Origin of the sequence: Paracoccus sp. (in: a-proteobacteria), from assembly GCF_047605025.1 — a bacterium.
GTDB lineage: Bacteria > Pseudomonadota > Alphaproteobacteria > Rhodobacterales > Rhodobacteraceae > Paracoccus.
The window spans coordinates 67,928-90,819 of the sequence record NZ_JASGGO010000016.1; the positions used below are offsets into that span (position 1 = coordinate 67,928).

The 22,892-nt window shown below is 66.2% G+C and carries 24 protein-coding genes and 1 tRNA gene; 15 read left to right on the forward strand and 10 right to left on the reverse strand.

The genetic code is table 11. From position 1 onward, the window contains the following. Window positions 1-38: 38 nt before the first annotated feature. Complete coding sequence (locus QM682_RS10890) at window positions 39-611, reverse strand: acyl-CoA thioesterase (RefSeq protein WP_415129605.1); 573 nt, start codon at window positions 609-611, stop codon at window positions 39-41. A 129-nt stretch (window positions 612-740) separates the two neighbouring features. Here QM682_RS10890 and QM682_RS10895 point away from each other — a divergent pair, with 129 nt between their 5' ends. Next, the gene (locus QM682_RS10895) at window positions 741-1,034 is read left to right on the forward strand and encodes a YggT family protein (protein ID WP_415129607.1); all 294 of its coding nucleotides are present in this window, start codon (window positions 741-743) and stop codon (window positions 1,032-1,034) included. 2 nt (window positions 1,035-1,036) lie between these two features. Then, window positions 1,037-3,061 (forward strand): DNA helicase RecQ, encoded by a 2,025-nt coding sequence (recQ, locus tag QM682_RS10900; protein ID WP_415129609.1) that lies wholly within the window; start codon window positions 1,037-1,039, stop codon window positions 3,059-3,061. A 220-nt stretch (window positions 3,062-3,281) separates the two neighbouring features. Here the strand turns inward: recQ and QM682_RS10905 are convergent, their stop codons facing one another. From QM682_RS10905 to fliF, 7 genes are all read right to left on the reverse strand, one after another. Then, window positions 3,282-6,380 carry an efflux RND transporter permease subunit gene (locus QM682_RS10905; protein ID WP_415129612.1) on the reverse strand — a complete coding sequence of 1,033 codons (3,099 nt, stop codon included), beginning with the start codon at window positions 6,378-6,380 and terminating at the stop codon, window positions 3,282-3,284. Then, window positions 6,377-7,453, reverse strand: coding sequence for an efflux RND transporter periplasmic adaptor subunit (locus tag QM682_RS10910; RefSeq protein ID WP_415129614.1), 1,077 nt, complete (start codon window positions 7,451-7,453; stop codon window positions 6,377-6,379). The genes QM682_RS10905 and QM682_RS10910 overlap by 4 nt, the downstream gene beginning before the upstream one ends. Before the next feature lie 17 nt (window positions 7,454-7,470). After that, window positions 7,471-8,514, reverse strand: coding sequence for an efflux RND transporter periplasmic adaptor subunit (locus tag QM682_RS10915; RefSeq protein ID WP_415129616.1), 1,044 nt, complete (start codon window positions 8,512-8,514; stop codon window positions 7,471-7,473). 127 nt (window positions 8,515-8,641) lie between these two features. After that, on the reverse strand, window positions 8,642-9,358 hold the full coding sequence (gene fliP, locus QM682_RS10920) for a flagellar type III secretion system pore protein FliP (protein ID WP_415129654.1): 717 nt from the start codon (window positions 9,356-9,358) through the stop codon (window positions 8,642-8,644). Next, a complete protein-coding gene (locus QM682_RS10925) occupies window positions 9,355-9,612 on the reverse strand; it encodes a FliM/FliN family flagellar motor switch protein (RefSeq protein WP_415129618.1) in 258 nt (85 codons plus the stop codon). The genes fliP and QM682_RS10925 overlap by 4 nt, the downstream gene beginning before the upstream one ends. A gap of 2 nt (window positions 9,613-9,614) precedes the next feature. Beyond that, window positions 9,615-10,163 (reverse strand): hypothetical protein, encoded by a 549-nt coding sequence (locus QM682_RS10930; protein ID WP_415129620.1) that lies wholly within the window; start codon window positions 10,161-10,163, stop codon window positions 9,615-9,617. After that, the gene (gene fliF, locus QM682_RS10935; protein ID WP_415129622.1) at window positions 10,163-11,749 is read right to left on the reverse strand and encodes a flagellar basal-body MS-ring/collar protein FliF; all 1,587 of its coding nucleotides are present in this window, start codon (window positions 11,747-11,749) and stop codon (window positions 10,163-10,165) included. Before fliF ends, QM682_RS10930 begins: the two co-directional genes overlap by 1 nt. A gap of 70 nt (window positions 11,750-11,819) precedes the next feature. Between fliF and fliL the strand changes: the two genes are divergently transcribed. The 12 genes from fliL (at window position 11,820) to QM682_RS10995 (ending at window position 20,693) form a co-directional block, all read left to right on the forward strand. Beyond that, on the forward strand, window positions 11,820-12,302 hold the full coding sequence (gene fliL / locus QM682_RS10940; protein ID WP_415129624.1) for a flagellar basal body-associated protein FliL: 483 nt from the start codon (window positions 11,820-11,822) through the stop codon (window positions 12,300-12,302). After that, on the forward strand, window positions 12,299-12,655 hold the full coding sequence (locus tag QM682_RS10945; RefSeq protein ID WP_415129626.1) for a hypothetical protein: 357 nt from the start codon (window positions 12,299-12,301) through the stop codon (window positions 12,653-12,655). Before fliL ends, QM682_RS10945 begins: the two co-directional genes overlap by 4 nt. Next, window positions 12,648-13,190, forward strand: a complete 543-nt coding sequence (locus tag QM682_RS10950; RefSeq protein ID WP_415129628.1) for a MotE family protein — start codon at window positions 12,648-12,650, stop codon at window positions 13,188-13,190. The genes QM682_RS10945 and QM682_RS10950 overlap by 8 nt, the downstream gene beginning before the upstream one ends. Before the next feature lie 12 nt (window positions 13,191-13,202). Next, complete coding sequence (gene motA, locus QM682_RS10955; protein ID WP_415129630.1) at window positions 13,203-14,069, forward strand: flagellar motor stator protein MotA; 867 nt, start codon at window positions 13,203-13,205, stop codon at window positions 14,067-14,069. Beyond that, window positions 14,066-14,332, forward strand: coding sequence for a hypothetical protein (locus QM682_RS10960; protein ID WP_415129632.1), 267 nt, complete (start codon window positions 14,066-14,068; stop codon window positions 14,330-14,332). Before motA ends, QM682_RS10960 begins: the two co-directional genes overlap by 4 nt. Continuing rightward, a complete protein-coding gene (locus tag QM682_RS10965) occupies window positions 14,329-16,419 on the forward strand; it encodes a flagellar biosynthesis protein FlhA (protein ID WP_415129634.1) in 2,091 nt (696 codons plus the stop codon). Before QM682_RS10960 ends, QM682_RS10965 begins: the two co-directional genes overlap by 4 nt. A gap of 8 nt (window positions 16,420-16,427) precedes the next feature. Next, window positions 16,428-17,174: a flagellar biosynthetic protein FliR gene (locus tag QM682_RS10970; protein WP_415129636.1), complete on the forward strand. Its 747-nt coding sequence runs from the start codon at window positions 16,428-16,430 to the stop codon at window positions 17,172-17,174. After that, on the forward strand, window positions 17,171-18,274 hold the full coding sequence (gene flhB, locus QM682_RS10975) for a flagellar type III secretion system protein FlhB (RefSeq protein ID WP_415129638.1): 1,104 nt from the start codon (window positions 17,171-17,173) through the stop codon (window positions 18,272-18,274). The genes QM682_RS10970 and flhB overlap by 4 nt, the downstream gene beginning before the upstream one ends. A 27-nt stretch (window positions 18,275-18,301) precedes the next feature. Then, complete coding sequence (locus QM682_RS10980; protein ID WP_415129640.1) at window positions 18,302-18,688, forward strand: hypothetical protein; 387 nt, start codon at window positions 18,302-18,304, stop codon at window positions 18,686-18,688. A 610-nt stretch (window positions 18,689-19,298) separates the two neighbouring features. Further along, window positions 19,299-19,940 (forward strand): TetR/AcrR family transcriptional regulator, encoded by a 642-nt coding sequence (locus QM682_RS10985; RefSeq protein ID WP_415129642.1) that lies wholly within the window; start codon window positions 19,299-19,301, stop codon window positions 19,938-19,940. 128 nt (window positions 19,941-20,068) lie between these two features. Further along, complete coding sequence (locus QM682_RS10990) at window positions 20,069-20,407, forward strand: hypothetical protein (RefSeq protein ID WP_415129644.1); 339 nt, start codon at window positions 20,069-20,071, stop codon at window positions 20,405-20,407. A 4-nt stretch (window positions 20,408-20,411) separates the two neighbouring features. Then, complete coding sequence (locus tag QM682_RS10995; protein ID WP_415129646.1) at window positions 20,412-20,693, forward strand: I78 family peptidase inhibitor; 282 nt, start codon at window positions 20,412-20,414, stop codon at window positions 20,691-20,693. A 53-nt stretch (window positions 20,694-20,746) separates the two neighbouring features. Here QM682_RS10995 and QM682_RS11000 read toward each other — a convergent pair. Both QM682_RS11000 and QM682_RS11005 read right to left on the reverse strand, forming a co-directional pair. Beyond that, window positions 20,747-20,820, reverse strand: a tRNA-Cys gene (locus QM682_RS11000). A gap of 74 nt (window positions 20,821-20,894) precedes the next feature. After that, window positions 20,895-22,166 (reverse strand): class I SAM-dependent methyltransferase, encoded by a 1,272-nt coding sequence (locus QM682_RS11005; RefSeq protein WP_415129648.1) that lies wholly within the window; start codon window positions 22,164-22,166, stop codon window positions 20,895-20,897. A 413-nt stretch (window positions 22,167-22,579) separates the two neighbouring features. Between QM682_RS11005 and QM682_RS11010 the strand changes: the two genes are divergently transcribed. After that, window positions 22,580-22,873: an Arm DNA-binding domain-containing protein gene (locus tag QM682_RS11010; RefSeq protein ID WP_415129650.1), complete on the forward strand. Its 294-nt coding sequence runs from the start codon at window positions 22,580-22,582 to the stop codon at window positions 22,871-22,873. Window positions 22,874-22,892: the final 19 nt, after the last annotated feature.

Here is a 22,892-nt window from a genome sequence, read left to right on the forward strand (position 1 = left end):
GCTTGCCCGGCGGTTGCGCGCATAAGGCCAAAGCGCGATCAGGCTGGCAAGTCGTCTTTCGGATCGCCGGGGGCCAGTTCGGGCAGGACCGGAGGCCAGGGCCGCTGCCCGTCCGAGGCGATCCAGGCCAGAACCCAGCCGGGCAGGGCGGGGCTTTCGGGGTTCTCGCCCGCCGCGCGCATCAGCTCGGCGGGGGCGACGATGCCTTGCGGCCCGGTGATCGCGCCGCGCAGCAGCATATGGTTACAGCATTCGCCGCGCCGCCACATGCTTTGCTCCATGTAGAGAAAGCGCCCGTCCCAGCCCAGCGTGCGCGAGACCATGGTGAAGCGGTGAAAGGCGCGGATGCGGCGGCGATAGCGGACCGAATTGCCGGCGACCGTGATGCCCCAGCCGCGTTCCCGCAGCGTGCCCATGATCCCGGCCCGTATCGCCATGGGCACCCGGCCCAGATCGTAAAGCGTCAGGGTGCGGCCGTTGTTCAGCTCGATCCAGGGATCCAGATCCCAGGGCCAGCAGCGATGTTGCGAGACATGGGCCTGAAGCATGCCCAGCCGGGGCGCCTTGCGGTATTTCAGGATCTGGGCGGCAAAGCGCAGGATGGGATACATGGCGGGCTCCTTCCCGGCCGGGGCTAGCCAAGGCGTCGGCGGGCGTCAATCGGGACGCTGCGGCGTCAAAGCTTGCGAAAGGGGGGCCGGTCCCTTACCTGTCGCTGGGAAACGCGGGAAAGGGACAAGATGGGCACGCTGTTCGAGGCTTTGATGATGATCCTGAACTTGGTCTGGTTCGTGATGATCGCCCATATCATCATGTCCTGGCTGATCAATTTCCAGGTGCTGAACCTGCGCCAGCCGCTGGTCTGGCAGATCTGGAACGGGCTTTCGCGGCTTCTGGAGCCGATCTATGCCCCGATCCGGCGCATCCTGCCCGATACCGGGGGGCTGGATCTGGCGCCGCTGATCGTCTTCGTCATCATCATCATCGCGCAGCGCGCGCTCGCCAATAACGCTGGCTTCTTCTACGGGTTCTGATCGTGTCCGCCGCGCCCCTGCTGCGTCAGGTCTTTGGTTTCGACGGTTTCAGGCCGGGCCAGCAGGAAATCGTCGAGGCGGTGGCCTCGGGCCGCGATGTCCTGGCGATCATGCCGACCGGCGGCGGAAAGTCGCTTTGCTATCAGCTTCCCGCGTTGATGCGGGACGGGCTGACGGTGGTGATCTCGCCCCTGATCGCGCTGATGCGGGACCAGGTTCGGGCGCTGACCGAGGCCGGCGTCGCCGCCGCCGCCCTGACCAGCGGCAATTCCGAGGATGAGAACGGCCAGGTGCTGCGCGCGCTGTCGGCGGGCGATCTGCGGCTGCTTTACATGGCGCCCGAGCGTCTGGCCTCGGGCGCGACCCTGCCGCTTTTGCGCCGCGCGGGCGTTCGGGCCATCGCCGTCGATGAGGCGCATTGCGTCAGCCAATGGGGCCATGACTTCCGCCCCGATTACCTGCGCGTCGGCGAATTGCGTCAGGCGCTGTCCGTGCCGCTGGCCGCTTTCACCGCCACCGCCGATGCCGAAACCCGCGACGAGATCGTGGCGCGGCTGTTTCAGGGCGATCGGCCGCAGATCTTCCTGCGCGGCTTCGACCGCCCGAACATCCACCTGGCCTTTCAGCCCAAGGACGGGCCGCGCCGGCAGGTGCTGGACTTTGCCTCGGCCCGGCGCGGACAGTCGGGCATCGTCTATTGCGGCACCCGCGCCAAGACCGAGACGCTGGCGGGTGCCCTGAACGAGGCCGGTCTGTCCGCCGTGGCCTATCACGGCGGCATGGAGGCCGAGGCCCGGCGCGAGGTCGAGGCCCGTTTCCAGCGCGAGGACGGGCTGATCGTCACCGCGACCGTGGCCTTCGGCATGGGCATCGACAAGCCCGATATCCGCTGGGTCGCCCATGCCGACCTGCCGAAATCCATCGAGGCTTATTACCAGGAGATCGGCCGGGGCGGCCGCGACGGCGCTCCGGCCGAGACGATGACCCTTTACGGCCCCGAGGATATCCGCCTGCGCCGCAGCCAGATCGACGAGGGCCAGGCCCCGCCCGAGCGCAAGGCCGCCGACCATGCCCGGCTGAACGCGCTTCTGGGCCTTGCCGAAAGCCCGACCTGCCGCCGGGTCGCGTTGCTGTCCTATTTCGGCGAGGCGGCGGCGCCCTGCGGCAACTGCGACATCTGCGATGCCCCGCCCGAGACCTTCGACGGCACCGAGGCGGCGCAAAAGGTGCTCTCGGCGGTGCTGCGCACGGGGCAAAGCTATGGCGCGGGCCATATCATCGACGTGCTGCTGGGGATCGCGACGGACCGGATCCAGGCGCGCGGCCATGACCGGCTGCCGACCTTCGGCGTCGGGCGCGACCTGCCCAAGGGCCAATGGCAGGCGATCATCCGCCAGATGCTGGGCCGCGACCTGATCCGTCCCGACCCCGAACGTCACGGCGGGCTGGCGATCACCGCCGCCGCCCATGCCGTCCTGCGCGGCGAAACCCGCGTGACGCTGCGCCGCGATCTGGTCAGCCGCGCCCGCAGCACCACCGTGGTCCGTGCCCAGGTGGACGATGAGGACGCGCCCCTGCTTTCCGCCCTGAAGGCCAAGCGCCGTGCCCTGGCCGAGGCGGCGCGGGTGCCCGCCTATGTCATCTTCCCCGACCGCACCCTGATCGAGATGGCGCAAAGGCGGCCCCAGAGCCTGGACCAGATGGCCCAGGTGGGCGGTGTCGGCGCGAAAAAGCTGGAAAGCTACGGGCTGGAATTCCTGCGCGTGGTCGCGGGCGAGGTTGTGCCGATGCATCCCGCCCGCAAGGCTTTGGCGGGTCAGCCCGCCGGCGCGCTGTTCGATCGGCTGGCCCTGGCGCAGGACCGGCTGGCGCGGGGTCTCGACGGGACCGAGAAGCCGCTTTCGATCAGCGCGGGCGTCCTGCGCCGCATCGCCCGCGACCGCCCTCGCGATCTTTCGCGCTACCTGGACAGCGCCCGGCTGGAACGCTTCGGGGCCGCTTTCCTGGCCGAGATCCAGGTGGATTGACGCAGGCGCGGATGCGGTCTTCCGCTTGCCGGGGCTTTCGCGCAAGCGAAAGACCGGGGATCCGCGGTCCCCGCTTTGCCGGTCGCGGCAAGCTTGGTGATCCTGGCGGCCGCCCTGTTGGCGCGTGGTCGCAATGGCAATCGCGCCTTGGCCGAAGGGGTGGCGCCCCTAGGCCCGATATTGCGGCGCCTTGCGCGATGGCTGTCCACCGCCCGGCATCCTATCGGCGCGCGGTGGCGGCGGCGCGGTCCTGGGCGCTGGGGATACCGTCGCCGGGGGGCGCCTTCACTCCGAAGACCGCGCAGTAAAGCGCCGGGACGAAGATCAGCGTGACCAGCGTGCCGGCGATGATCCCGCCCATCATCGCATAGGCCATCGGTCCCCAGAATACCTGCCGCGAGATGGGGATCAGCGCCAGGCTGGCCGCCGCCGCCGTCAGCAGGATGGGCCGGGCGCGGCTGTCGGACGCCTCGAACACCGCGTCCCATTTGCTGTGTCCCTGCGCGAGCAGCAACTGTATCTCATGCACCAGGATGACCGAGTTGCGGATCAGGATGCCGATCAGGGCCAGCACCCCCAGGATGGCGACGAAGCCCATCGGCACGCCGAAAGGCAGCAATGTCGCCACCACCCCGATCAGCCCCAGCGGGGCCGCCGCGAAGACGATCAGCGACAGGCGGAAGCTTTGCATCTGGATCATCACCAGCAGGGCGATGATCAGCAGCATCACCGGCACCACCGCCGCGATAGGGGCCTGGCTTTCGGATGAGGTTTCGACCGTGCCGCCCACGGTGATGCGGACCTGCGCGGGCAGGGTCTTCTGGAACGCGGCCACACTGGCCGAAAGGTCGGCGATCAGGGTCGCGGGCTGGTCCTTGGTGGCGATGTCGGCCTTGACGGTCACGGTGGGCAGCCCGTCGCGCTGCATGATCAAGGGCTGCTCGATCCCGTATTCCAACTGCGCGAGCGAGGCCAGCGGGATCGGTGTCCCGGATTCGGTCGCGAGTTGCAGGTTCTGGATCGAGGCCAGCGATTCGCGATCCGCATCCGAACCGCGCGCCAGGACCGGGATCAGGAAGATCCCGTCCCGCAATTGCGTGATATCGCGCCCGGTGAAGGTGCCGGCAAGCGCGCCGGCGATATCGGCACTGCTGATCCCGGCTTGACGGACCTGATCCTGGTTCACGCGCAGCCGCACCACGCGCGCCGGCTCGTTCCAGTCCAGCGCGATCTCGCGCAGCCGCGGCTCGCCTGCCAGAACGGCCGCCAGGTTCCGTGCCGCATCGCGCGCCTCGTCGGGATCGGGCGAAGAGACGCGATATTGCACCGGCTTGCCGACCGGAGGCCCAATTTCCAGGTTCTTGATGTAGACATCGGTGCCGATCAGCTTGTTGCGGCTGAATTCGGCCAGCTTGGCCTTCAGACGGTCGCGCGCCGCCAGATCCGGGGTCTGGATCAGCAATTGCCCGAAATAGGGACCGGGGGTCTGCACATCCATGGACAGCACGAAGCGCGGTGCGCCGCGTCCGACGAAGGCGCTGACGAAAAGCGTCTCTTCCTGCTTCGCCAGGAAAGTCTCGATCCGGGCAATGTCCGCGCTGGTCTTGGTGATCGAGGCATTGGCCCGCTCGGTCACGTCCACCAGCACCTCGGTCCGGTCCGAGGTCGGGAAGAATTGCTGCTCGACAAGGCCCAGGCCCAGAACCGATATCAGGAAGGCCGCCAGGGTGATGCCGATGGTGCCCCACTTGAAGCGCATGCCAAGGACCAGGATACGATGGAAGGCCCGGCGCAGCCAGCCCGATCCGGCCTTGTGCCGGGGCAGGGTGCGGGGCAGCAGCGTCGCCCCCAGAAGCGGCGCGAACAGCACGGCGACGATCCAACTGACCACCAGCGAGACCGCGATCACCACGAAAAGCGAAAAGGTGAACTCGCCCGCCGCCGAGTTGTTCAGGCCGATGGGGATGAAGCCCGCCACCGTGACCAGCGTGCCGGTCAGCATCGGGAAGGCGATCGAGGTCCAGGCGTAGCTGGCGGCGCGGGTCAGGCTTTCGCCCAGTTCCAGGCGCGAGATCATCGTTTCGATCGCGATCATGGCGTCGTCCACCAGAAGGCCAAGCGCGATGATCAGCGCGCCCAGCGAGATGCGCTGCAAGGTGATGCCGTAGATCTCCATCACGACGAAGGTGATCGCGAGGACCAGGGGAATGGTCATGGTCACGACCAGGCCCGCGCGCAGGCCCAGGCTGACGAAGCTGACCAGAAGGACGATGGCCACCGCCTCGGCCAGGGCCTTGACGAAATGACCGACGGCCTGATCCACCACATGCGGCTGGTCGGCGAATTTCGCCATCTCGATCCCGATGGGCAGGTCACGGGCGACGCCCTGCATCAGCGCATCGACCTGCCTGCCGAATTCCAGGATGTTGCCGCCCTCGCGCATGCCGATCTGCAAGCCGATGGCGTCCTGGCCGTTGAAGCGGAAAAGCTGGCTCGGCGGGTCCTCGTAGCCGCGCCGCACGGTCGCGACATCGCCCAGGTTGAAGAAGCGGTCGCCGACGCGCAGGTTGACCGCCGTGATGCTGGCGGCGCTGTCGAACTGGCCGCCGACACGCACCAGCACCTGTTCGGACCCGGCCTGGACGATCCCCGAGGGGGCGATGGCGTTCTGCGTCGCCAGGCTTTGGACCACCTGATTGTGGTTCAGGCCCATGGCGGTCAGCCGCGCCACCAGGAATTCCAGATAGATCTTTTCCTCGCGATAGCCCAGCAGGGCGGTCTTGCCGGCCATGGGAAGGGCCTGGACCTGCTTGCGGATATTCTCGACCCGGTCGCGCAATTCGCGCGGGGTGAAGCCGTCGGCGGTGAAGGCATAGATATTGCCGAATACGTCGCCGAAATCGTCGTTGAACTGGAACCCCTCGAATTCCTGTGGAAATTCCGCGCGGATATCGGCCATCATGTTGCGGACCCGCTTCCAGACCTCGGGCACGGCGCCGCCGCGCGTGGTCGGGTCCAGTTCCAGATAGACGATGGACTGGCCCGGCATGGTGACCGAGCGGGTGTATTTCAGCTCGTCGAGCTCCTCAAGCTTGGTCTCGATCCGGGTGGTGACCTGGTCCAGCGTGTCCTGGATCGTCGCCCCCGGCAGCGAGGCGCGGATCACCATGATCTTTATGGTGAAGTTCGGGTCTTCCTCGCGTCCCAGCCGCATATAGCTGAGCGTGCCCGCCAGAATCGAGACGATCAGCAGGAACCACACCAGCGAGCGGTGCTTCAGCGCCCAGTCCGACAGGTTGAAGCCGTCGCGCGGGGTCATGGCGTCACGCTCCGGCCCACGCTCTGGCCTTCGGTCAGCGAATGGACGCCCCGGATGACGACCTCTTCGCCAGGAAGAAGTCCCTCGGCGACGGTCAGCATGCCATTGGCCGAAGGGCCATGGACACGGATGGCGCGCCGCGCCACGGTGCCGGTCACGGGGTCATCGGCGCTGCGCGCGACCACCCAGACATGATCCTGATCGTTCGCGGTAAATACGGCACCGGCCGGGACGGTGACGTTCTGCACCTGGCCAAGCGCCGGCGCGGCGCGAATCAGGGCGCCCAGGCGGAATTCTTGCGGCCCTTCCAGTTCAAGCCGGACGCGGCGGGTGCGGGTGGCGGTATCCGCGACCGGCTCGATCCGCGCGACGTGGGCCGAGCCGCGGATGTCCGGGTGGTTCTCGGACCAGATCTCGAAGGGGTCGCCCAGCGAGATGCGCGAAAGCATGGCCGGTTGCAGGTCGATCACCGCTTCCAGGCCCTGCTGGGACGAAAGCTGCATGATCGGTTGGCCGGCGCTGACCACCGCGCCCGAATCCGCCTCGACGGCGCTGATCACGCCGTCGAAGGGCGCGCGCATTTCGGTATAGGCTTCGGCGTCGCGGGCGCGGATCAGTTGCGATTCCGCCTGCTGGACCGCTGCCTGCGCGGCGGCAAGGCCGTGATCCGCCTGCTCCATCTGCGCCTCGGTCGCGACGTTGCGCTGGTATAGCGCGCGGGTGCGTCTGGCTGTGGCGCGGGCGGTTTCCATCTCGATCCAGGCGGATTCGGCGACCGCCTTGGCCGAGCGGACCTCGGCCTGCATGTCCTCGGGGTCAAGGGTGGCCAGGATCTGGCCGCGCGTGACCACATCCCCGATATCGACATTGCGGCGGGTCATTCGGCCCAGGGTCTGGAAGGCCAGATCGACCTCGAACCTGGCCTTGATCTCGCCGGGGATGGCCGCGCCCTGCGTGATCTGGTCTAGGACCTGGATGCTGACGACCGGCCGGGGCTGGGCCGCAACCTCGGGGGGCGACTGCCAGGGAAGGGTCCGTCCGGCGAAAGGCAGGAGCGAAAGCAGCAGCGCCATCAGTGGGGCCAGGCATCTCATGGCCGCAGGCCCACGATCTTGCGGCCGGGGTAAAGCAGTTGCGAACCGGCGCCAACGACGGTCTGGCCCGGTGTGACCCCTCCGCTCAGGATGACCGTGCCCTCGGTGAAACGCTGGATCTGGACCGGAAGCAGGCTGACATGGCCGGTCTCATCGACGCCCCAGACGGCGGGACCGCCCTCGAATGAGGTGAGCGCGGTCCAGGGCACCGCGATGCCCGGCCCCGCAGGGAAATGCACCGCTCCCCGCACGGCAGCCCCCAGCAGATCCGCGTCGGTCGGCGGTTGGTCGATCCGGGCGCGCACCGTGACCGAGCCGGTCGAGGGATCGACCAGGGGCGCTATCTCGGTGACGCGGGCGGTCATGTAAAGCTGCGGCGCATCGATTACCCACAAATTGACCAAGGCGCCGATGGCGTCCCGCAGCAAGGGACCGTCCGGGATCTGGAACACCGCCTCGCGGCCGTCGGACGAAGCCAGGCACAGGACGACCTGGGCCGCGCCGACGATCTGCCCCGGCTCGGCCATGCGGCGGGTGACGATGGCATCGGCGGGCGCGCGCAGGACGGTATCCTCGACCGCCCGATGTGCCTGTTCATGCGCGGAATGCGCCTGTGCCAGCACGCGGGCGGCGGTGGCGAGATCTTGCGCGGCGCGGTCGGTATCGGCACGGGTGCCGACCCCGCGTTGCATCATGGCCACGGCCCGGTCATGCGCCTGCTCGGCCTGGTCCATCGCCGCCTGCGCCGCCGAGACCGAGGCTTCGGCGACGCGCAGCGACTGCTGCTGCTGCAATGGATCGGTGATCGCCAGGGGCTGATTCAGACGGACCTGATCGCCTTCGCGGACCAGCACCTCGGTCACCTTGCCACCCTGCCGAAATCCGACATCCACGGTATCGCTGGCATAGATCGTCCCGGTCAGTTCGGCATCGAAGGTCAGCGTGGTCTCTTTCAGGGTCACCAGCTCGACGCCCAACGAATCGTCCCCGCGCGCGGGCAGGCCGGCAAGACAGATCAGTAGGCAGGCAAGCAGGCGCATGTGAGCCTTTGCAACAATGTGAACCCTTGCAACATTCTTCGTCTTCATGCCGGAGATCCTGACCCGAGGGAAGCCTTCGGCTTGTTGACGTAGCGGAAGGCTTGGGGTCCGGCTTGCCCCTGGATCCCTATTGATAGCTGCGCACCAGAGCCGAGGCGATCAGCCCCCAGCCGTCCACGACCACGAAGAAGGCCAGCTTGAAGGGCAGCGCGACCACGGCGGGGGGCACCATCATCATGCCCATCGACATCAGCACCGCCGAGACCACCAGGTCGATCACCAGGAAGGGCAGCGAGACCAGGAATCCGATCTCGAAGGCGCGCTGGATCTCGCTCAGCATGAAGGCGGGGATCAGGACCGACAGGCGATCCGGGGCGGCCTGCGGCTCGGGCGCGATCTCGGCCAGCGTGGCGATCATCTCGGGGCTGGCGCGGGCCTCCATGAAGGCGCGAAACGGGACGATGCCGCGTTGGAATGCCTCCTCGACCGAGATGGATCCCTGCTGCAAGGGGGCGCCAGCGACGGTCCATGCCTCGGTCAGGACGGGATTCATCACGAACCAGGTCAGGAACATGGCCAGGCTGACGATCAGCATGTTCGGCGGCGATTGCTGCAAGCCGATCGACTGACGCAGGATAGAGAGCACGGTGACGATGAAGGGAAAGCAGGTCACCATGATCGCAATGCCGGGTGCCAGCGACAGCGCGGTCATCACGGCCATCAGGGTGATCGCGTTGCGCCCGACGCCATTCGCCACCGCGTCCACCGCCTGGTCCAGCCCGGCCGCATCCTGGGCATGGACGGCCAGGGGCAGGATCAGGAAAAGGCAGGCCAGGCGGATCATGATGCGGTGGCCGGGGACAGGATGCGCACGCACAGCCGGTTGCTTCCGTCGCTGGCCGAGGTCAGTTCGCCCTTGGCGATGACCTTGTCGCCGACGCAGATATCCACGCCGTCGGACATGAGCTGGTCCAGCGTCAGCACGTCATCTGAACGAAGGCGCGAAAGCTCGGCCACGGAAAGCCGGGTCGCGCCCAGGCGGATCGTGATCTCGACCTGGATCTGGTCCGTGGTGATCAGGCTGGTGAGGTCGTTCATCGTCATTCCCTCGCGTTGAGTTCGTCTATGATGGCGTGAAGCTGCTTGGCTGGCGCCGCCGGATCAAAGCGGATCGCGCCGCCATTCACCCCAAGCTCGATCCCGGCCTGATGGGGGTCGATGACCAGATCCGCGTGCAATCCCGCGCGGCGCAGGCATTCCCGCACATCCGGCGCAAGGTCGGGGCCGCAGCGGACGCGCAGGGATGCGCCCTCGGCATGATCGACCAGGTGGGCCAGTTCCTGCCGCAGCGCCCCCAGCAGCCGCTCGCGCGCGCCCGCCGGACCAAGCAGGTCGATGATCAGCGCCAGTGCCGGAGCGACGGCCTGAAGAGCCTCGTGGCGGATCTGCCGGGCGTCGGCATCGGCCAGCTTCAGTCCCTGGCGCAGGCGGGACAGTTCGGCCGTCAGCGCGTCCAGGCTGGCCTCGCGGCCCTGATGCAGGCCCTGTTCCAGCCCGTCGTGATAGGCGCGGTCCAGATCGGCCTGGCTGGGGGCCCCCGCGGCCGGCAGAGGCACGGCAAAGGAATCAAGGCGTAATGCGGCGGCCATCACAGCGCATCCTCGGGTTTCTCGATCCAGCCGGACAGGATCTTGAGGCTTTCATCCTTGCGCGATTTCATCAGTTCTTTCAGGCGTGCGACCGGATCCTCGGGCTGTCCCGAGGGGGTAAAGTCGATCTCGGGCACGGCGGCCGAAAGTGGTGGCATCGGTGGGGGCTCAAGGGGCAGGGGGGCGCTGCCGTCCAGCTTGGCCTGCGCTTGGGATCCGCGTGCGCGAAGCGCGGGCCGCAGCAGGAAGAGCGCCAAGGCCAGCGCGAAGAACCCGACCAGGGCCAGCTTGATCAGGCCGTTCAGGTCCAGCCGCGACAGCAGCCCACCCTCGCCGGCGCTGGTGCCGGCATCGGACAATTGGGCGAAGGGCAGCGACTTCACCGTGATCGCGTCGCCGCGCGCCTCGTCGAACCCCACGGCCGAGGCGACAAGCTCGCGCAGGGATTGCAGTTCGGCCTCTTCGCGGGGAGCCAGGCGGGCGGTGCCGTCGGGTGCGGTCTCGGTCACGCCATTGACCAGCACCGCCACGGTCAGCCGCCGCGTGGCGCCGGGCTGGCGGTTGATTTCGCGGGTGATCTTGCTGACCTCGAAATTCGATCGCTGGCGCGTTTCCGAGCGTTGCGAGCGGTTCTGCTGGCCTTTGTCCTGCTGGCCCTCCGGCAGGTTCGAGGCGGCCGTGACCGTCCCCGCCTGTGCGTTGGTGTTTTGATCGGCCGATTCCTCGCTCTCCTGCGAGATCAGGGCGCGCTGCTCGGGGTCATAACGCTGTTCGGTCAGAAGCTCGCTTTCGGTCACCACGTCCAGGTTCAGTTCGACGATGGCGTTGCCATTGCCGACATGGGCCTCCAGGATGCGCTCGACATTGCGCTTCATCTCGGCCTGGCGATCCTCGCCGGCCAGATCGTCGTCCGAGGAAATCACGCCCCGCTCACTGTCGATGACGCTGACCTTCTCGGCTGACATGCCCGGCACGCCGGACGAGACCAGGAACTTCAGCGCCTTGGCCTGGCCGCGGCTGATCGCCATGCCGTTCGTTGTCAGCGTGACCGAGGCGCTGGCCTGGGCATCGCGGCGAAAACCGCGCCCGGTCGGCACGGCCAGGTGGACCCGCGCCGTCTTGACATTCGGCAGTGCCAGGATGGTGCGCGCCAGTTCGCCCTCTTTTGCGCGCCAATACGCGGCGTCGAACATCTGCGACGTGGTGCCGAACCCGGACATGCCGTCCAGGATCTCATAGCCCGTGCCTCCGGACGAGGGCAGCCCCTCGCCGGCCAGCGACATGCGCATCGCATCGCGCTGGCCGCGCTCGACCCAGATCGAATCGCCCCGGATCTCGTAGCGGGCGCCGGATTTCTCGACCGCCGCCATCACCGCGCCGGATTGCTGCGGATCAAGCCCGCCGTAAAGCATCGCCATGTCGGGGCGGGCCGCCAGCCAGGACAGGCCCGCGATCATGCCGAAGGTCGCGAGGAAGGCCGCGACCAGAATTCCCTTTTGTTTCGCGTTTCTGTCGCGCCAATAGTCTTGCAGCTTCAGCAAAACCGCCCCCTTCGAATCGGCCTGGTCATCTCTGGGGTTCTTCATGGCACAGGGGCGATTAATTATTGGTTAGCCCACGGGTGTTATCCAATCGGCAATCCGATGGAGAATCACCATGACCGATGCCGCCCTTTCCCCTGCCGAAACGCCTCCGAAGGGCGGTCTTAGGAAGTTGCTGCCGATCCTGCTGGTGTTCGTCATGCTGGGGGGCGGGTTTGCCTCGACCTTCCTGGGCCTTTGGTCGCCGATGGCGTTGCTAAAGCCCTCACCCGCGCATGAGACCCCTGAAGCGGCGGTTCCCGAGACGCAGTTCGTCAGCCTGCCCCAGATCGCGCTGACCCTGGCCGGCCCGCAGATGCGCATGCTGGTGATGGCCGTCCAGATCGAGACCGACGCCGCGCACAAGCCGGCGGTCGAGCATCTGCGCCCGCGTCTTTCGGACGCCTTCAACAGCTTCCTGGCCGATATCGCCCCCTCGGCCTTCGAGAAGCGGGGCATCCTTGACATCATCCGGGACGAGTTGGCCACCCGCGCCGTCTTCGTTCTAGGCAAGGATGCCTTCAGCGACATTCTCATCACGGAGTTCCGCATCCAATGACCGTCGCGCATGTGCTTCAGGGGGCTCTTCTGGCGTTTTCGGTCGGCCTGTCCTTTTTCTGCCTTCTTCTGTCGCGGCGCTTGCGGCGGTTGAACAACCTTGAGACGGGTCTGGGCGGTGCCATCGCCGTCATGACCAGCGAGATCGGCAGGCTGGAACGCTCGATCCAGGCGGCCAAGGCCGAGGCGCTCAGCGCCACCCAGGGCCTGGCCGAAGAGGTCGAGCGCGCCAAGCAGGAGCGCGCCTTCTGGCTGCTCCAGCAGAAATTCGCCGAAAGCGCGCCGCAGGGCGGCAAGCCCGCCCGTGTGCAGCGCCGCCGCCGCCGCCCCGAGGAGTATGGCCTGAATGCTTAAGTTGATCCTTCCGGTCCTGGGGGCGGCAACCGTCCTTCTGGCCGCGACCCAGGTGGTGATGATGATCGACGGCAGCGCGCGGCTGCGCGCCCATGCCGAGCCGGCCGAGTTGATGGCGGGCTGCACCGATGTTCCCGAGGCCGTGGCCCTGGCCGATACGCTGCGCCAGCGCGGGCTGCGGATCGAGCGTTACATGCAGGATATCGACCGCCGTAAGGCCGAACTGGCCGTGGCTCAGCAGCAGATCACCGAAAGGCTGGTCGAATTGCGCAGGATCCGCCAGCAGCTCAGCGACCGCGGCAGCAGCGCCACCAAGGGCCAGACCGACGATATCGCCCGCATCATCGCCGTCTATGATCAGATGAAGCCCGAGCAGGCGGCGATGGTTCTTGCCAATCTTCCGCCGGACTTCGCGGCCCAGATCCTGGCCCGCGTCCAGCCTCAGACCGGCGCCCGCATCATGGCCGCGGTCGAGCCGGGCCAGGCCGCCGTCCTTACCTCGTATATGGGTGCCATCCGGGCCCCGAAGAACTGAAGGAAGCTTCCCATGTTCGGCATCATCGGCATCGTTCTGACCTTCGCCATGGTCTTCGGCGGCTATCTTCTGGCCGGCGGTCATATGGGGGTCATCCTGCATTCCCTTCCCTATGAGATGATGATGATCGGGGGTGCGGCCGTGGGTTCTTTCCTGCTTTCGAACGAGACGGCGACGATCAAGCATGCGCTGGGGGGTGTCGGGCAATCGCTGAAGGGGCCGAAATGGAAAGAGGCCGATCTGCAAGACGTTCTATGCCTGATGTTCCAGTTGCTGCGCATCGCCCGCGCCAACCCGGTCGAACTGGAAACGCATATCGAGGATCCCGAAAGCTCGCCCATCTTCCAGGCCTATCCGCGCATCCTGAAGGACGAGCATGCGGCGCATCTGATCACCGACACGCTGCGCTCGGCCAGCCTGAACTATGACGACCCCTATCAGGTCGAGGAAATGCTGTCGCAGCGCATCGGACTGATGAACGAAGAGGCGATGCATGCCCCGCATGCGCTGCAAAGCATGGCGGACGCGCTGCCCGCGCTGGGCATCGTCGCTGCCGTGCTGGGGGTGATCAAGACCATGAGCGCCATCGACCAGCCGCCCGAGGTCTTGGGCAAGATGATCGGCGGCGCGCTGGTGGGGACCTTCCTGGGCGTGTTCCTGGCCTATGCGATCGTGGCGCCCTTTGCCCAGCGGTTGCAGGGGGTGATCAAGCAGGATCAGTCCTTCTATGTCGTAATCAAATCGGTCCTGATCGCCGGCCTGCACCAGCATGCCACCAATCTTTGCGTCGAGGTCGGCCGGCAAGCCGCGCCCGAACATGTCCGGCCCAGCTTCGGCAAGCTGGAAACCGCGCTGCGCGATCTGAAGAGGGCAGCGTGATCCTGGCCGCGCTGCTTTCCTCGGCACTGGCCACGGCGCCCACCATGGCGCCGGCGGATGCGCTGATCGCGCAGGTGACCCAGCTTCTTCTGGAGGGCAAGGCCCTGCCGCCCGACCTGAACCGCGACCTGCGCGCGCTTGAGCCGCCCGACCGCCTGCGCGTGCTGATCTTTCTGCGCCGCTCGGGCATGTTCAAGGGGCCGGACTGGAGCGCCGACGACCTGCTCGCACCCGCCTCCCAGCCCCCGGTATCCGCGCCATGAGCCTTGCCGCCGCCCCCGCCGCCCGAGCATTCCCGGTCCGGTCCCTGCTGATCACCGGGCTCTTGGTGGCGATCACCCTGTCGATGCTGTTGCCGATGCCCGCCGCGCTGCTGGATTTCGGCATCGCGCTGTCCATCGCCACCGCCACGCTGATCCTGGTCATGGCCGCCCTGGTCGAGAGGCCGACCGATTTCCAGGCGTTTCCGATCCTGCTGCTGGTCTCGCTTCTGATCCGGCTGTCGCTCAACGTGTCCTCGACCCGGCTGATCCTGACGCATGGCCAGAACGGGCCGACCGCCGCCGGTCATGTGATCAACGGCTTCGCCGAATTCGTCGCCGGCGGCTCGTTGCTGGTCGGGCTGACGGTCTTTGCCGTCATCTCGGTCGTCAATTTCATGGTGATCACCAAGGGGTCGGGACGTATGGCCGAGGTCTCGGCGCGGTTCGCGCTGGATTCTCTGCCGGGCAAGCAGCTGGCCATCGACGGAGACCTGAATTCGGGCGCCATCGATCATGATGAGGCCAAGCGGCGCCGGGTCCAGGAGCAGCGCGAGATCAGCTTCTACGGTTCGTTGGACGGGGCCTCGAAATTCGTCAAGGGCGATGCCATCGCCGGGCTTGTGATCACATTGATCAACCTGTTCGTGGGCCTTGCGGCGGGGATCGTCATGCATGGCATGCCGATAGCCGAAGCCCTGGACACCTATTCGCGCCTGACCATCGGCGATGGCCTGGTCACGCAGATCCCGGCGTTGATCACGTCGATGGCGGCGGCGCTGCTGCTATCGCGGGGCGGCGCCACGGATACGACGGCGGATCTGCTGTCGCGGCAGCTTTCCACGAATTGGCAGGTGCCGGCGGTGGGCGCGGGGGGCATGCTGGTGATCAGCCTGATCCCCGGCATGCCGATGCCGGTCTTCCTGGCCATTTCGGCCGGCTTGGGTGCCGTGGCCTGGCGCACCCGCAAGGGCGAGGACGCGGCCAGGACGCCCGCCCAGGCCGAAGAGCCCAAGGCCGGCCCGGCCCCTGCCGCCCAGGCCCGGATCGGCGATGTGCTGGATACCGAGGATATCAGCATCGAGATCGGTCCGGGCCTGATCGTCAGCGCGCTTGACCAGGGGCGCGGGCTGGGCCAGCGGATCACCAATCTGCGGCTGCATATCGCCCGCGCCTATGGGGTGATCCTGCCGGATGTGCGCATCACCGACGGCACCGGCTTTGAGGACGGTGAATATGTCATCCGGTTGCAAGGCGTCATCCGTGGCCGCGGCCGGCTGGTGCCCGGCCTGATCCTGGCCCTTGGCCCCGAGGATATGCTGCGCCACCTCAACGGCGAAGAGGTGCGCGAGCCGGTCTATGGCAGCGCCGCGAAATGGATCGCGGGTCAGGACCAGGACGATGCCGCGCTGGCCGGGGCGACCGTGGTGATCCCGATGGAGGTGCTCTCGACCCATCTGATGGAGGTCGTCCGCTCGAACCTGCCGGCGCTGCTGACTCTTTCCGCGATGCAGCGCATGATCCGCGAGCTTTGCAGCCTGTCCGACGAGCATCGCGCGCAGTTGAATCAGCGTTTCTTCGACGGCATGGTCCCCGAGAAGGTCGCGCCCGAGACGCTGCTTGCCGTGCTGCGCGGGCTTCTGGAGGAGCGGCTGTCGATCCGCAACCTGGTGCTGATCACCGATGCCGTCCACGAGGCGCGCGGCGCCCCCACCCCCGAGGCGCTTTACGAGCAGGTGCGCCGCCGCCTGCGCGGCCAGATCACCGAACAATACGCCACCGTCGACGGCTATCTGGACATCCTGCAACTGCATCCGCAATGGGAGGCCGAGATCACCCGCGCCGAGGCCGAGGCCGGGCGCACCGGCAGCGCGCCGGTGCCCCAGCTTCAGCAGCGCCTGGCGGATGCGCTGCGCAAGGCGCTGGCCGGGCTGCCGCCGACGACCGAAGCGGTGCTGGCGGTGCCCGATCACCGCCGGCGGCTGATCCGGCTGATGCTGGCCTCATCGGGGGTGTCGGTGCCGGTCATGGGTCTGGATGAGATCGATCCGATGGCCAAGATCAGGCTGGTGGGCACGATCCAGCCATGACCGCGCTGATGGCTGATCCGCGTATTGCGACGCTGCTTGTGGCGATGCTGCTGACCTATTGCCGGGTCCAGGCCTGCCTGCTGGCGCTTCCGGGCTTTTCCATGCGCGTGGTTCCGGTCCGTGTGCGGGTCGCCGTGGCCATGTCGCTGACCCCGCTTCTGGCCGAGGCCGCGCTGCTGCGCCACGGTGCCCAGTCGCTTGCCGGGCTGGGCCTGCTTTGCGCTGCGGAGATCGTCACCGGGCTGGCCCTGGGCGGGCTGGTGCGGCTGTTCGCGCTGGCGATCGACGTGGCGGCCTCGGCCATCGCGGCGACGGCGTCGTTGTCGCAGATCGTGGGGGTCGCCAATGAATTCTCGCCCCATCCGATCGGCAACCTGATGCACCTGGCGGGGATGGCGCTGGTGATGGCCATGGGCTTCCCGCTGCTGGTCTGCGACCTGCTGCGGGAAAGCTTTCAGTTGCGTCCCGTGGGCGACTGGATCCAGATCCCGGAACTGCTGCCTTTGGCCGTGGCCATCCTGCGACGCAGCTTCGTGCTGGCGATGCTGATGGCCGCGCCTTTCATCCTGGGCGGCTTTCTGTTCCAGCTTCTGTCCGGCATGGTCAGCAAGGTGATGCCGGCGCTGCCGCTGATGTTCATTGCGGCGCCGGGCGCGATCCTGCTGGCGCTTCTGGCGCTGGTGCTGCTGACGCCCTCGATCCTTTCGGTCTGGGCCGAGGCGCTGCTGCACATGATGAAGACCGACCTGCCATGAGCGATCAGGAGGCGGGCGACAAGCAATACGAGGCCAGCGAGCAGAAGCTGCGCCGTGCCCGCGAACAGGGCGACATCCCCCGCTCGACCGAGTTGCCGGCGGCGCTGGCCTATCTGGGGTTTTGGCTGGCACTGGCCTTCGCGGCGGCCTGGGCGGTGCCGAAATGGCTGATCATGGCGGCCCGCGCTCTGGGGGCAGAGCCCTGGCCCGATGGAAGGCGCCGCGATGCGATGGGCCTGGCCCATGCCCTGGCCGGGCAGGCGGCGCTGTCCACGCTGGGCTTCGTCGCCATCGTCGGGGTGCCGATTCTGGTCGGGCTGGTGGTGCAGCGTGCGATCGTCCTTACCCCGAAGAAGCTGCTTCCCGACCCGAAACGGATCAATCCGATCAAGAATGCGGGCCAGAAATTCGGCCGCTCGGGGCTGGTGACCTTTGCCATCTCGCTGGCCAAGGTGGGGCTGGTCGCGGCCGGCGGCTGGTTTCTTTACCGCTCGCTTCTGAATTGGATGATGACGGCCGAGGCGATGCAGGACCTGCAATGGGTGGCGGGCCTGGGCCTGATCCTGCGCCGGGCGGTGCTTCTGGCGCTGTCGGTCGGCGTGGTCTTCTCCGCCATCGACCTGCTGTGGAAGCGGCTGGAGTTCATGAAGCGCCAGCGCATGACCCGGCAAGAGATGCAGGACGAATACAAGGAAAGCGAGGGCGATCCGCATATGAAGCAGGCCAGGCGGCAAAAGGGCGTGGATCTGGTGCTGAACTCGATGCTGGCCGATGTCGAAAAGGCGGATGTGATCATCGTCAACCCGACCCATTACGCCGTTGCGCTGGAATGGAAGCGCGGCGGCGGGCGGGCGCCGGTCTGCCTTGCCAAGGGGGTGGACGAGGTGGCGCGCCGGATCCGCGAAAAGGCGCGGGAACATCAGGTGCCGATCTGGTCCGATCCCCCCTGCGCCCGCGCGCTTCACGCCACGGTCGAGATAGGGACCGAGATCAATGCCGAGCATTTCGCCCCTGTCGCGGCTGCCATCCGCTTTGCGGAAGCCGTGCGCAAGAAGGCCCGCGCGGGCTGGGGGGCGCCCTTGTCCAAAAGCAAGACCTGACATGCAAGACTGACCGGAGACAGCGAAATGGGCCAGAAGGCCGATGCGATCCAGCGCCTTCAGCGGTTGGCGAAGTTGAAATCCGACATCGAGATGCGGCGCTTCGCGGCCTATCGCGAACATGTCGAGCTTGCGCGCGGCCGCATCGCCGCGATCGAGGCCGAGATGCGGCAGATATACGCCGCGCCCCAGGCATTTTCGGTCGCCGAGGCCCGCTTGGCCAACACATTGGCGGGTGAGCGCAGCCGCGCCCTGCTTCGGGCCGAGGCCGAGTTGCGCCAGATGCTGCCCGGCTTTGAGGCTGCCCGTCGCGCCGCCCTTCGAGAGTTCGGCCGCAGCGAGGTGCTGAACTCGTTATGCCGGGATATGAGCAAGGCCGAGGCCGAAGCCCGCCAGAAACGCCAGCCCGACTGATGCGGGCGGCCGGGCAGGCCCCGATGCCTCGGCAGGTGATTCGCCCTTCGGCGCAGATCCGGCCGGTTGCGGGCGTGGCAACTACTCGCCATCCCGGCTTCAGCGGAGGATGGCAGTCATGGGCGAAAATCCGCGCATGGGCCAATCCGCTCTCAAGCGAGTTTATTGCGCAAACTTTATCACCTGTGGCGGATTTTAGCCGAATCTTCTCATCATGTGCGCATTCTTGATCATTTTTGCGCTTGTCAGGAAATCCCGCGAATCTATTTGAGGATGAGTGGCGATATCTGCGTAAACTTAGGGTTTTCCGCGTTGATCGGCCTCCATGGGTTTGCCCGCCTGGGCGATGTGCGCCCTCCCCCTCATGCGACTGCCGCCTCGCCCGGGGGGCCTTTGCCTGCGCTATATTTCATCATCCATATCAGTTGCTTCCCTCTTTCCAGGCCAAGAACGGAGCGGCGAGGCACCATGGCTGGCACCACCTATGGGTGAAGGTCTTGCATATGTCGATAACCCCAATATGCTTGTGCTCAAGTGAGGATATTTTGATTTTTACGAGTTTTTACCTGGCCAACGCTGCGGGCAGAATTGCGCAGGGAGGTTAAGATTGATGGCAAAAGCTTTGCCGGTGACGCGGGGCCGCAAGTTCCTTCAGGTTCTGGAAGGCGCCCGGACCGTGTTTCTTCGCGAAGGCTTCGAGGGTGCCAGTGTCGATGATATCGCGCGTGAGGCCAATGTCTCGAAAGCGACGCTCTACAGCTATTTTCCCGACAAGCGTGTGATGTTCATGGAGGTTTTCCGCACCGAGCTCGCGCGCGAGGTGGCGGATGCCGGCGCCTTGTTCGAGGTGGATCTTCCCGTCGAGCAGATCCTGCCCTTCATCGTGCAGATCATCTCGGCGCATGTCATCTCGGATTTCGGCCTGCGCATCTATCGGATCAGTGTCGGCGAGGCCGAGCGTTTCCCTTCGTTGGCGCGGGAATATTACGAATCCGGCCCGGCGATGTTGCGGCGGCAACTCGTCACCTATCTCAGCCATTGCGTCACCAAGGGCGAGCTTCAGATCGACGACTTCGAACTGGCGGCCGATCAATTGATCGAGCTTGCCAGCACCACCGTGCATGACCGGGCACTGTTCCTGGGCAGCCAGTCGGTGGACAAGCATCTGCTGCGTCGCATCAACAAGGGCGCGGTGCGGATGTTTCTGGCTTGTTATCGCCAGAGCGGCCGATCGCCCGTGGTCATCGCCTGATGCCGGCGCCGCGGTTCCGATCTGGGCGGGGTCACGATGCCGAATGAAGCCTTTGGACGGGTTCTCTTTTCCCGCATGTGTTTCTATGATGCGGGCATGTTGATTTCTGCACGCTGGATGAACTCGTGATGCTTCGACCTCTTCTCGTCCTTGCCGCCCTTTCGCCGCTGGCCGCTTGTGCCCCGGCCCCGGCCCCGGCGCCCGCGCCCGCGCCTGTCATCGATCCCGTGCCCCTGACCCCCGTGGGCGGCGTCAGCGGTCTTGAATCGCGCGAGCCTGATGCCTGTCATGCCAAGACCTATATCCAGGCACTGGGCCAGCCGGGCACCGTCATCCCCTCGCTGGGTGTGACGCGCGAATATCGCGTGGTCGAGTATCGCGGAATCGAGCCGCAGGAATACAACCCCTTGCGGATCGTGTTCCGGCTGGATGCGGCGGGCAATATCTACAATATCGACTGCGGTTGATACCATGGGCCGCAAGATCTGGCCGCTGTCCCGGCTTGCGCCAGTTGTCTTATTGGCGGCCTGCTCGGTTCCGTCCGAGCCGAGCAAGCCCGATCATGACCTATGCGGCGCCTCGCGGCTGCAAGGTCTGGTCGGCCAACCCAAGGCCGTTCTGGCGCGCATGGAGCTGCCCAAGGGCACGCGCGTCATCGGCCCCAGCCAAGCGGTCACGATGGATTTCCGCCCGACCCGGCTGAATGTCGAGACCGGCCCCGATCAGCGCATCGCGCGCATCGGCTGTTACTGACCAAAGCGTCCTTCCGGGCGTCTCTCTTGCTATCGTGCATGTTTGGTAGGATTTGGAGGCGGGTACCGGAATCGAACCGGTCTTCACGGATTTGCAATCCGCTGCGTAACCTCTCCGCCAACCCGCCGGAGCCGTGATCGGGTTTAGCGGCTTCGCGGTCCCGGCGCAAGACGGGGTTTCGCGAAAGGCCCGTGATGGAGTTCAGGTCCCCTGCCGATAAATGTAGTCGCGCCGGAAGGGGTAGCTGGCCGAGGCGCCGGGCAGGTCCGGGGCCAGCGCCGCGCCCTCGGGGCGGACCAGCAGGATCTGGTAAAGCGAGGTCCAGCCCTCCTCGAAGGCCAGCGCGCAGCCCGCAAGGTAAAGCCGAAAGGCGCGCAGCACCTCATCGGCGCGCTCGGGCCGCATCGAGGCGCGCAGCACCGCCCGCGCCTCGTCCAGCCGCGCCTCCAGATTGTCGGACCAGCACCAGAGCGTGCGTGCGTAATGCGGGCGCAGGTTCTCGGTATCGACCATCTCCAGCCCGGCCCGCGACAACTGCCGGATCGCCTGGCTGACATGCATCAGCTCGCCCCCCGGAAAGACGTATTTCTCGATGAAATCGCCCAGTCCGCCGCCGACCATCGCCTCGTCCAGCCCGGTCACGGTGATGCCGTGGTTCAGCGCCAGCCCGCCGGGGCGCAGCAGATCGAAAAGCTTGTGGCAATAGGTCGGCATATTGGTCCGGCCTACATGCTCGAACATACCGACCGAGGCCAGCTTGTCGAAAGGCCGCTCGGGTGCCAGGTCGCGGTAATCCCGCAAATGGATGCGCACGCGGTCCTGAAGCCCCTTTTCGGCGATCATCCGGGTCACATGCTCGAACTGGTTCCGCGACAGGGTGATGCCGGTCGCATCGACGCCGTAACGCTCGGCCGCGTGGAACAGAAGTCCGCCCCAGCCCGCGCCGATATCGACGAAACGTTCGCCGGGGCGCAGGTCCAGCTTGCGGCAGATCAGGTCCAGCTTGGCCTCTTGCGCCTGCGCCAGGTCCATCGTGGGATCGGCGAAATAGGCGCAGGAATAGACCCGGCGCGGGTCCAGCCAGATGCGGTAGAAATCATCCGACACATCGTAATGAAAACGGATCTGCGCCGCGTCCCGGTCACGATGGTGCCGCAGGACCGAGACAAGGCTCCACCACACCCTTTGCCAGGCGCGGGGCCGCTGGGGCTGGCCGTCGTCGGGCACCAGCGCGGCCACGGCCTGCATCAGCCGGTGCATGTCGCCGTGGATCGAGACCTTCCCCGAGACGATCTCTCCACCCAGGGCGCCCAGGTTTCCGCTGGCCAGGGGCGTCAGCGCGGTCAGGTCGTGGAACTCGATCTCGACCTCGGCGTCGGGCGGGCCAAGCCGCCGGCCGTCCGGCAGGCGGACGCCCAGGGGCACGGCAAGAGTATCGAGCTTTGAGCGGATGATGCGGTCCAGGGCCGCCATGTCGCACCTCTGCGCAGGCGTGGCTTTGCTTGCCATACGAAAGGGATATTGGCGTGCATCGGGAGCGGATCAACCGGCGCGGAAAAGATTAACGCGGAAAAAACGAAGGCGGCCCGATGGACCGCCTTGTCGTTTTCTTCCTTGGGAAGATTTTGGAGCGGGCGATGAGATTCGAACTCACGACCCTAACCTTGGCAAGAAACGTGCATGCAGTTTTCGGGTGATCGCCCGAGATGGCGATTGCGATATTGTTCAATAGAAATCAGCGCGATGTATGTTCCGTGAGATTTCCCCATGAGGATGGGGATTGCCTAAGTTGGCTTCCAACTGCTCACTATACGCTCACTGTTCTGGCGAAAGTCCTCGGATTCGATCTGCGCAGTGAGCAACCAAGATTGCGGAGCGGTGCGAAGATGAAGATTAACAAGCGGACGGTCGATGCCCTGTCGGTGGCTAACAAGGACTATACAGAATGGGATGAAGACCTGACGGGATTCGGCATCCGCGTCTGGCCCAGCGGCAAGAAGGTCTACTTGGTCAGGTATCGTCATGGTGGAAGGCAGCGCTTCTTCAAGATCGGCGAACATGGGCCGGTGACCCCCGACTTGGCGAGGCGCGAAGCGCAGATCAAGCTCGGCGACGTGGCACGGGGGGAAGACCCGCAGGAAGAGAGTAAGCGCGGAGTTGAGGCCGTTCAGGGTTTGTAATTCCATGGCATGAGTGCGT

Coding starts and splice junctions, on each gene's coding strand:
- QM682_RS10890 (WP_415129605.1), bottom strand. CDS start 611: ATGTATCCCATCCTGCGCTTTGCCGCCCAGATCCTGAAATACCGCAAG.
- QM682_RS10895 (WP_415129607.1), top strand. CDS start 741: ATGGGCACGCTGTTCGAGGCTTTGATGATGATCCTGAACTTGGTCTGG.
- QM682_RS10905 (WP_415129612.1), bottom strand. CDS start 6,380: ATGACCCCGCGCGACGGCTTCAACCTGTCGGACTGGGCGCTGAAGCAC.
- QM682_RS10910 (WP_415129614.1), bottom strand. CDS start 7,453: ATGGCGCTGCTGCTTTCGCTCCTGCCTTTCGCCGGACGGACCCTTCCC.
- QM682_RS10915 (WP_415129616.1), bottom strand. CDS start 8,514: ATGCGCCTGCTTGCCTGCCTACTGATCTGTCTTGCCGGCCTGCCCGCG.
- fliP (WP_415129654.1), bottom strand. CDS start 9,358: ATGATCCGCCTGGCCTGCCTTTTCCTGATCCTGCCCCTGGCCGTCCAT.
- QM682_RS10925 (WP_415129618.1), bottom strand. CDS start 9,612: ATGAACGACCTCACCAGCCTGATCACCACGGACCAGATCCAGGTCGAG.
- QM682_RS10930 (WP_415129620.1), bottom strand. CDS start 10,163: ATGGCCGCCGCATTACGCCTTGATTCCTTTGCCGTGCCTCTGCCGGCC.
- fliF (WP_415129622.1), bottom strand. CDS start 11,749: ATGAAGAACCCCAGAGATGACCAGGCCGATTCGAAGGGGGCGGTTTTG.
- fliL (WP_415129624.1), top strand. CDS start 11,820: ATGACCGATGCCGCCCTTTCCCCTGCCGAAACGCCTCCGAAGGGCGGT.
- QM682_RS10945 (WP_415129626.1), top strand. CDS start 12,299: ATGACCGTCGCGCATGTGCTTCAGGGGGCTCTTCTGGCGTTTTCGGTC.
- QM682_RS10950 (WP_415129628.1), top strand. CDS start 12,648: ATGCTTAAGTTGATCCTTCCGGTCCTGGGGGCGGCAACCGTCCTTCTG.
- motA (WP_415129630.1), top strand. CDS start 13,203: ATGTTCGGCATCATCGGCATCGTTCTGACCTTCGCCATGGTCTTCGGC.
- QM682_RS10965 (WP_415129634.1), top strand. CDS start 14,329: ATGAGCCTTGCCGCCGCCCCCGCCGCCCGAGCATTCCCGGTCCGGTCC.
- QM682_RS10970 (WP_415129636.1), top strand. CDS start 16,428: ATGGCTGATCCGCGTATTGCGACGCTGCTTGTGGCGATGCTGCTGACC.
- flhB (WP_415129638.1), top strand. CDS start 17,171: ATGAGCGATCAGGAGGCGGGCGACAAGCAATACGAGGCCAGCGAGCAG.
- QM682_RS10980 (WP_415129640.1), top strand. CDS start 18,302: ATGGGCCAGAAGGCCGATGCGATCCAGCGCCTTCAGCGGTTGGCGAAG.
- QM682_RS10985 (WP_415129642.1), top strand. CDS start 19,299: ATGGCAAAAGCTTTGCCGGTGACGCGGGGCCGCAAGTTCCTTCAGGTT.
- QM682_RS10990 (WP_415129644.1), top strand. CDS start 20,069: ATGCTTCGACCTCTTCTCGTCCTTGCCGCCCTTTCGCCGCTGGCCGCT.
- QM682_RS10995 (WP_415129646.1), top strand. CDS start 20,412: ATGGGCCGCAAGATCTGGCCGCTGTCCCGGCTTGCGCCAGTTGTCTTA.
- QM682_RS11005 (WP_415129648.1), bottom strand. CDS start 22,166: ATGGCGGCCCTGGACCGCATCATCCGCTCAAAGCTCGATACTCTTGCC.
- QM682_RS11010 (WP_415129650.1), top strand. CDS start 22,580: ATGAAGATTAACAAGCGGACGGTCGATGCCCTGTCGGTGGCTAACAAG.